This window comes from Nocardiopsis sp. NPDC055879 (assembly GCF_053615935.1).
This window is the reverse complement of record NZ_JBSHCT010000051.1, coordinates 1-8,590: the sequence shown is the minus strand read 5'-3', so window position 1 is coordinate 8,590 and position 8,590 is coordinate 1. Positions and strand designations below refer to the sequence as shown.

5 protein-coding genes are annotated in these 8,590 nt (G+C 59.4%); 2 read left to right on the top strand and 3 right to left on the bottom strand.

Annotation, left to right across the window (positions count from 1 at the left end):
* Positions 1 to 664: 664 nt before the first annotated feature.
* Together ACWGKS_RS29270 and ACWGKS_RS29265 are read left to right on the top strand one after the other, a co-directional pair.
* Positions 665 to 931, top strand: coding sequence for a hypothetical protein (locus tag ACWGKS_RS29270; protein ID WP_452524918.1), 267 nt, complete (start codon positions 665 to 667; stop codon positions 929 to 931).
* A gap of 330 nt (positions 932 to 1,261) precedes the next feature.
* Positions 1,262 to 2,041, top strand: coding sequence for a hypothetical protein (locus tag ACWGKS_RS29265; protein WP_452524916.1), 780 nt, complete (start codon positions 1,262 to 1,264; stop codon positions 2,039 to 2,041).
* Positions 2,042 to 4,857: 2,816 nt separating this feature from the next.
* Here the strand turns inward: ACWGKS_RS29265 and ACWGKS_RS29260 are convergent.
* From ACWGKS_RS29260 to ACWGKS_RS29250, 3 genes are all read right to left on the bottom strand, one after another.
* Positions 4,858 to 4,908 (bottom strand): hypothetical protein, encoded by a 51-nt coding sequence (locus ACWGKS_RS29260; protein ID WP_452524920.1) that lies wholly within the window; start codon positions 4,906 to 4,908, stop codon positions 4,858 to 4,860.
* A gap of 1,638 nt (positions 4,909 to 6,546) precedes the next feature.
* Positions 6,547 to 6,966: a hypothetical protein gene (locus ACWGKS_RS29255; RefSeq protein ID WP_452524914.1), complete on the bottom strand. Its 420-nt coding sequence runs from the start codon at positions 6,964 to 6,966 to the stop codon at positions 6,547 to 6,549.
* A 616-nt stretch (positions 6,967 to 7,582) separates the two neighbouring features.
* A protein-coding gene (locus ACWGKS_RS29250) for an IS5 family transposase (RefSeq protein ID WP_452524913.1) occupies positions 7,583 to 8,430 on the bottom strand; the annotation gives its coding sequence in 2 pieces (ribosomal slippage) (positions 7,583 to 8,124 and positions 8,124 to 8,430; 849 coding nt in all).
* Between the last annotated feature and the right edge of the window lie 160 nt (positions 8,431 to 8,590).

Sequence of the window (8,590 nt, the reverse complement as noted above, 5' to 3'; positions counted from 1 at the left end):
CTGTGTCAGGGGAACGAAAGTTCACCCATGAATGCACCCCTCGTCTTGATTGTCGGGTTCCTGCAGATTCCCAGTCACTGAGATCACCTCAGTGGGTAGTCACCTTCACGTAGGGGCGGCGGCTCTGGCCTGCTGGCAGGTCGGTCGGCCGACCGATTCGCCACCTCTTCTTCCACTCTGGCCTGTCCTCCATCTCCCACTCTCCTTCTTTCGTTATCACTTATAAAATAGTTATTCATTAACCTTGCTAAAACCATTGGTTCGGGATTCGGTGGACATCCGAAATCGGTGTGCGCGTCAAAGGAGTGATCGTGCGGGAGCGTGCCGGGCATGCCAGCACCTCAGCCGTGTGGTCTGGTGCGCGGCCGTGAGGCGTGCGGGGTGGGGACGAGTACGGGACGTGGGTGGCGCTTCGTGTCCGGATCCGTGGTCGCCGGGCTCGGGGCTGGCATGGGGCGGTGGGCCGGGTGGTTCCCGTCCTGTTCGGATCGTGGGGCGGTGTGGGGCCACCAGCGCCCCGGTGTCGCACTGAACACCCCAGCCCCGGCAGCAGGGGCCACCCCTGCGGTCAGCGCCCCACGGGGCCAGTGGTGGCCACGGCCATCGAAAAGGGCATAGCGCCCGTATCGGGCGGTGTCGGGGTAGGGAGGCCAGGTAGGGGGTGTTGGTCAAGGCGCTTGAGCGTCAGGGCGAGTTCGAGTGGCGGGTGTTGGGTCCTCGCGCTGCGTGGGCTTGCCTTGAGGTGTTGGCCGCGGGTTCGGCTGTGCAGGTGGCCTCGGGCGGGTTGGGGCGCTCCAGCACGTACTTCACACAGCACACCTGCCAGAGCGTGTTCCCGCATACGGCGACGACGGAGGCCGGGGCGACTGCCGCGCTGCTACGCGGTGCAGCGGCTCCGGCTGAGGTGAGCAACCTGGCCCTGGTGCGGTAGCCGGTTCAGGGGAGCACACCAGGAGCACCACAGGGCCTTCAAACACAGGCGAGGCTGAGGGTGAACCCCACCTGGCCTGGGGTTTCCTCGTGGCCGGGATCGGTGGGCCATCGGATCAAAGGTCCCCTGGTGAAATCTGGCTGTCCGCGCGTGGATTGAGGTTGCATGACGTCCTTTCAATATTTTCGCTATTGGAGTTTTTTTAACCTTCCGTGTGGCTGATAAAAGTTGATCGAGTAGTCTTCTTTGCGTTTTCTTGGCCAAAATTCGGTTAATATGTTGAGGGTGTAATGAATTTTTAGAATGCGAGCGGATTTGGAATGATGGTGCATGGCGAAGTTTGAAGTTGGTGACTGGGTGTATGTTCCTTCTCGTCTTCTGCCGAATCCGGAGAGTCGGAATTTTGCTCTGACGCGTGCAAAAGTTCGCAACAAGAGTCAGCGTTCGGTTTGGTTGGACAAACAAGACTATACGGGAAATGATATCAGGGTATCCACCAAGCTGATTCATGGCGATCATCTTGGCATCACCATTTTCCGTGTTGGCGACCTGGTGACGGAAGAGCATAATCTGGATCCACTGGCAAAAAGTACGTTGCATTATCTTCGTTTATTTTTGGAGCCAGATTTAGTCAGATTGCGAGAAGTGCGCACGTCTGTCGAAATACGGTCTGTATGGAAGGCGTTGGGTAACGCGACTAGTCACGTCGTAATGGTAGGACACGGGTCTGAGTGCGGCATGGGGCTCCTTGATAGAAGTGAGGTGATCGGAGGTGATGACCTTGGTGATCTGTTGGACCAAGAGGTTCCAACGGAAAGGCCAAAGTACTTTATTTCGATGAGCTGTCTTACGGGTAGGGCAGAATTTGCTCGCGAGTTTAGTGCAAAGAAAGTCTGCAAGGATTACCTTGCCCCATTTCAGTCAGTGCATTCTGCATCTGCCTCGCTGTTTGTTCAGAGTTTTTTTGCCAACCACTTCCTTAATGGGCATGGTGTGACCGCTGCGCATCGGCGTGCGAGAGCGGCGGTTGGCGCAAACGTGAGTTTTAGACATTGGAGAGATGGGAAACTAAAGCCAGTTCTTCCAAGGGCTTCTGGTGGGAGTTATTAATTTCTTAGTTCAAGCGGATAGCGTTCTGTGTTCGACGTCACTCGTGGGTTTCTTGGTGGCTGCTCACACAGTCGCAAGACGTTCATCGGTCGATATGAACAGATCTTAGTCAGACAAATCTGCGACGCGACTATCACCTGCAACGACGAGCAGGTCTACTACTCGCTGCCATCGCGCCGATTGTTCATCTTCAGTGAGGTCTGCGCGACGTTCGCGTAGCCATTCAGGCAATGTGTAAGTGTTGGCGCAATTATTTCCGCTGCGCTCTACAATCTGCTCGATCCACCGAAGCCCGGTCTCGATCTGTTCTGGTATGGCGAGTTCTCGCACAGCAATCACAAGCTGGTCAATGCTCATGCGGGAACTGGTGATCGTTCTGAGCCATCGCTCAATTTGAGGTGACCATCTGATCAGATCACGCCAAGGATGTGCATCTCCCTGAAGCTCAAGTGTCATGTACCCCGACTCGGCTGACCGGTTGGGGATGAGGCTGGACTCGGCATAGTCGCCCCAGGTCTGTTCAGTGAATATCTGAGGATTCGCCTCGGCCGCGTCAAGAACGCGGTCCATGATTATCGGCCAGAGTCGATGAACTTGCTCTGCTGACTCAGATCGCTCTTCGCCGGCCACGCTGATTGCCTGCAGTCCTTCTGACAGGAGGCGTGAATTTTCGAGATAGCGATCCACATATGTGAATAGAGGGGTGTCTCGCCCATCGATCGCTTGCCACAGGGCAGCCCGGGCCGCGACGAGTGAGTCACTCTGACTATGATTGTAGCCGTGTTTGAATGTAAGCATGGCTCGTTGATGGGCTGCGATGAGCGAATCAAGTATCTGGCGAGCCTCCTCCTGGCAGCAAGCAGAACTGATGGCTGCGGCCCCAACAGAGCGAATCGCTGGAATCAATGCTGGAGAAAAGATGTCCTTTCCTCTGATGCCGTCGAGTGCAGTCGCAGCTGGCGGTTCAAGTCTGATGACGGGTCTCTTTTGGCTCTCAAAGTCCCATGGTCCAAAGACTGAATCGAGGAATGATTCTTGTGTAAGGTCCAAGGCAATTTGGTGATGGCATTTTCCGTATAGGTGTGCTCTGTTGCAAGGTGTAATCCAGATAGTATCAAGCCCTCTCGCATAAGCGAGTCGGCTTTCGTTTGGGGACCGCGATGCGATGACGCTACTCAGATTTACGAATTCCTGAACATTTTCAGGAGAGGTGACGCCAATTACTTGTCGGAGGCCGCGCGCAGCAGGAAGCAGAAGGTACGGCAGTGACCTGCCCGCCGATCGATCTGCACCCTGATTGAAGAACGACAACATATCAATCGGGCTGGCGGGGTTATCGGCGATCTTTGCAGCGATGGCAAGAATGGTAGACGCACACCATTGGAGATCTTCCTGAGTGACATGCGCTCGACCCGTAAAATAAAGTTCAAGAGCAGATGCGGCGACAGCAACAGGCCCATCCGGGGATATTTCGACACCAGTCCGAGGAGGATTTTCCAACAAGTCTTTCGCTAGCGTGAGGTCGGCAGCCAACGCCTCATCGCTCATCTCCGGTGCCCGGCTACCCTTGTCTCGCACGTGGGCATGACGCACGATCAGCCCCATCGCATCGTTTCCACGCCGAAGGTCAGCATTCGTCTGACCCAAGACTTGCTCAACGCCAGGGTCAACAGCCTGTTGGATCACTATCTGTCCGTCTTGGTGGAGTACTTCATACGCGCTACGATCGAATGAAGATGCCCAGTTCTGAACGGCAGCGAGATGTTGTCGAGTGCCTGGTGAGGAATCGTCGCCGACCTGCTCCCTAGCTTTCGCTAGCAATTGGTCGCCGAGTTCCTTAAGCTGTCCTATTCTTTCCCCTTCAGCTCGAAGCATCAGCATCATGCTGACCTCCCGAAGACTCCAGGTGCGCCGCTCGGAGTTCTCAAAATCAGGGACTTGCGATGCGAGGAATCCAGACTGGTCATGAATTGATCGGACAAACTCCAGCGACCATACCATTGGCTCGATTAGATAAGGATCGAGTGCGTTTTCAGCAGCTTCGAGATGGCGGGCGAGAATGCCGAGTGTAAGCGCAGGCATCGCGAGGCACTCCGCCTCCTCGAGTAAGATGGGAGGGAACGCGGTGACAGGAGCTCCGGCTTGGATGTATTCCTCTGTCACGAACTCCAAGGCTTGGAGCGCACTTATGCAGGGATATGGTCCTACTCCGGTCCCGCGGTACCACAGCCAGACTTGCCCGTCACCGATATAGGTGCGTGGTTCTCCTGTGATTGAGAGAATTCTCCGTATCTCTACTGACTCCTCATCGGTAGAAAGCCCGAGACGAAGATCCGAAAGCTTGCGCGCTCGGCATCGGGCTGCGTGGTTCAGCATCTGGTTTAGAAATTTGACGCCTCCCCGATAATCGGTCTGAAACAGCGCAAGAAACGGTCCGTGGGCATAGGAAGCGAACGAAAACCCGAAGCCACCCCTGAACCGGTGAGGCCGGATGCCGTCTTCACGCAGACTGCCTGACCACCCGAAGCCATCGTCTTCCTCGTCTTCTTCCTCGTCAATATAATAAGCGGCAGCCAGATCGAGGAGAAGCTGGGAACTGTAAGATGCCAGGCTGCGGCCAGCGAGTAAGGAATCTACGGCATGATCAAGGGACCCCGGTTCGACCTCCGCAATCCTCCGCAGCACTACCTCACCTGCGTCACCAAGGTCGGGACCGAGCAACGCGAGGTGCTCGATTTGGGTGTTCTGGATCCACAGGTACGGTCGATGCTGAGCAGTTTTGGGCCGATGACGCCGACGCGACGGCGACGGTCCAGCTATAGAGGCGAATCTCTTTCGACGCGCTTCATGCGCCGCGACCTCCTCAGGAGTTCGGGCCGCTAGAGTGGCTTGCTTGGCTGCCTCCTGCTCTTCGAGCGCACGCTCTTTCTCAGCACATCGGGCAAGGATGGCTTCCCGGAGTGCCATGCGGGTCGGTTGTCCAGCCGGAGTATTACGCAGGATGTGCGCGCGTAGCCAGTCGCGAATCAGCTCAGCAACCTCCTTAACAAGACGATGTGGAGGCTCTTCGGTATGAAGCCGGATAACGAGAGGCTCTGCGATGGTCGGGTCTAACACCCCTTCCCGTTGGTGACGCCCGTACAGAATCCGGATCACCCTGGCAAACCCCTGGGCTTCATCATTGAGGAGTGTGGGCCAAGCATCCCCCAGGATCAGACGCGACGTAGGTACGGCAAGGAGTGCCTCGGTCGGAACGTCGGCCCAGCGCCCCCCATGCCCGGCTGTGACGATCTCCTCGAAGCTCGTCTGGAGATGCACGAATCGGCCTGTAAGTGGATGTGATGGTTCATCTGGGGCCGACAGTATGATCTCGGAGGCAAGACGAGCCGAGGACAGAGCCCAACGAGGAGCCCCAACCGAGATCAACGCTCCAGCTGGGTCACGATCGCTTAGAAGGTGACGCGCAACCGAGTAAGCGCGAAGCAGATCATGCTTGAACTCAGGCACTCGATCCCAAGGCAAACCGCTGACGGGATGAATGACTCCGCTCCTGCGAAGGCCATCGACCGCAGAATTGTCGAGACGCATGAGCAACTCGTCGACGTCACCCCTGCAAAGCGAGTGAGCCGCAAGACGGAGCATGACCTGCTCCCGGGCATCAGGTGATCCGGCGCCTGGACGCTCACCGTTGCGCACAAGGTGTCGCCAGATATGGTCGAGCGCCGCCGACTCACTGAGAGGTAGTCCTGGGTCACCGGCTCGCCCTAACAGATCGACGATGATCGGTCGGCGTAGCAGCTCGCGTCCCCGGGCGTTCGCAGCCAGCCGTTGCAGCCCAGGGAAGTGTCTTGCAGCTGCTGTGACCTCTTCGTCGGTCAGGCCAGTAACGGTGTACTCGCGAGGTGCTGCGGCACTAGACTTCATCAGCTCGGCTGCAGCCCCTGCACCCTCGGTCGCTGCAACCACGACGACCTTGAGGCCGGACTGCCGCGCACAACGGAGTACATGGGAGAAGACCTGGCCGTGATCCTCGGCTGCAGCCTCCGCCCCATCAATCACCAAGAGTCGCTCGGGGGCGGTCAATTCAGCGAACAAATCGTCCAGAGGATTGCCTAGTAGTGCCAACAAACCGAGGTGATTCTCTGGCAGGTGTCGAAGGTTGATCGCGATTGCTTGGCGGTCACTGCCCAGCTCGGCTGGTTCGATGCTGTCCATTACCAGTGCGCTCTTACCGACACCGGAGTCACCTTTCACGATGAGGTCGCCAGGCGAGACGATCGCTGTGCGCAGGTCATCACGGATAGCTAGGCGCGGCAGTGTCAATGCGGGAGCAGTGACTGACCCGACCAGGCTCCGGGATACTGCGGACCGGGCTTCTTGGTCCAGACTGCGGAGCCTGGTCCAGCCCATCTCATGGGGCGGCGGGTGTATGTGCTGCTCGTTGATGAACGAACCGTTGAATGTGCTGTCGCGGTAATCGTTGTGGTTGCCCTCGTAGGAAGCGCTCACCGGCCAGACTCCGTGTTCTTATCAGGGCTGTCGGGTCGGTGGTTGTGCTGTTCGTTGACGAACGGACCGTTGAACGTGCCGCCTCGGAAGTCGTTGTGGTTCCCTTCGTAGGAGGAACTGTCCACATGCACCTCGCGGCCCTGGATCACGGTCCCTCCCGAGACGTTTCCGTACACCGCATTATCTGTGCCCACAGGGGCATCGGAGGGCTCGGCAGGGGAGGGCTTGGTGGACGTGGATGCCCAGACGATCACGTTGGCGATTAGAGCCAGAGCGGTCGTGATGCCCGCAGTCCAGGACGCGGCCTCCCACCCCTCGCGTGAGGTCGGTCCGCCGCCAAACCACAACCCTGCTGCCAGCGCAGCCACGATCGCGACACCTGCCGCCACTACACCTATCCGCCTCGCCATGGTCATAACACTAATTGTGGGGCATCGTGACCTGCTAGGTAAGGGGTTTCGGTCGAATCGGCCGTATGCGGCTGGTGGGGCAACAGGGCGTGCCCTGGGCCTAGTGGTCTCCACGCGACGGTGCCGGGGCGGCTGGGGCGGTGGGCGGACGCGGAGCTCCCCGGGTAGGGGGCACTACACGGTCACGCCCCGGCAAAGTGCTCCGGGAGGTGCGCCCTCACCTGCTCTCACCTTGTACTGGGGAGCACACGAGGAGCACACATGGCCCAAAAACGCCGCGAGGACCTCGCCTGAGGTCCTCGCTCACCCCGTCTGACCTGGGGTTTTGTTGCGCACCCGGCAGGATTCGAACCTGCGACCGTCGGATTAGAAGTTCTATGGTCGCGTACCGTCACGTGTCATTTTGTGCCGCTGTGTCCCGCACCATCCGAATCAGGATGCCGTTCTGTGCCGCGTCGTGCCACCCGGTGTTGCCCCGGTCCAAAACTACGGAGCACAAACGGAGCACACGCGGGCCGTTGGCGGCGTCCGATGGCACCTCGCGAGGTTCTCGGTGCACTCGCCGCTACTCGGATCTTCGGTGGAGAATGTTGTCCAGTCCTCAGAGCGTGTTTGAGAAGGGTCAGGGAATGAGGTCCTGGCCCGTCCAGGCACGCTGACGGACGGAATCTTGTCCACGTGCGAGACGGCGGGCCATCTGGCCGATCGCGGCCCAGCGCACCATGGCCTCAGACACCGCGGGGTCACGCTCGTAGTCCCTGGCCAAACGCCGGTGAGCGGTCAACCACGCCAGCGAGCGCTCGACCACCCACCTGCGCGGGATCACCGCGAACCCCACCTGGCCGGGAGCCTTGCGCACGATGTGCACGGTCGTGGCCACGAACCTCTCGGCCCAGGCCACCAGCTTTCCAGCGAACCCCGCGTCGGCGAACACGAACCGCACCGGTGTGCACAGGTACAGGCTCAACAGGGTGGTCCTGGCCCCGTCCCGGTCCTGAACCGAGGCGGCCATCACGCACACCACCAGCAACAGCCCCAGGGTGTCGGTGACGATGAACCTCTTGCGGCCGTTGACCTTCTTGCCCGCGTCATAGCCCCTGGTCCCCTGGCCGACGGTGTCGGCGCCCTTGACGCTCTGGGAATCGATGATCCCCGCCGAGGGCTCGCCCCCCGTCCTTGCGCGCTGCGCAGCCGGCGGCGCAGCACGGCCATGACCTGCTCGGTGACCTTGGCTTCTTCCCAGCGGGAGAAGTACCAGTAGACGGTCTGCCAGGGCGGGAAGTCCACGGGCAGGTGCCGCCAGGAACAGCCGGTACGCACCACGTACAAGATCGCGTCCACCACGTCGCGGCGGGGGTGCTTCTCGGGCCGGCCACCGGTGTTGGCCGGTGGGAGCAGGGGCTCGATCAGGGCCCACTGCTCATCAGTCAGATCAGAGGGGTAGGTCGGGCGTCGCGTCATGACGGCCATGCTCGCGACCTGACGACAGCAGCGTGAGCGAAGTGCCCGGACCGTTACCCCTTCTCAAACACGCTCTGAGAGCGTGTTTGAGAAGGGTCAGGAAATGAGATCCTGGCTCGTCCAAGCACGCTGACGGACGGCATCTCGTCCTCGGGCGAGGCGTCGGGCC

Coding starts and splice junctions, on each gene's coding strand:
- ACWGKS_RS29265 (WP_452524916.1), top strand. CDS start 1,262: ATGGCGAAGTTTGAAGTTGGTGACTGGGTGTATGTTCCTTCTCGTCTT.
- ACWGKS_RS29255 (WP_452524914.1), bottom strand. CDS start 6,966: ATGACCATGGCGAGGCGGATAGGTGTAGTGGCGGCAGGTGTCGCGATC.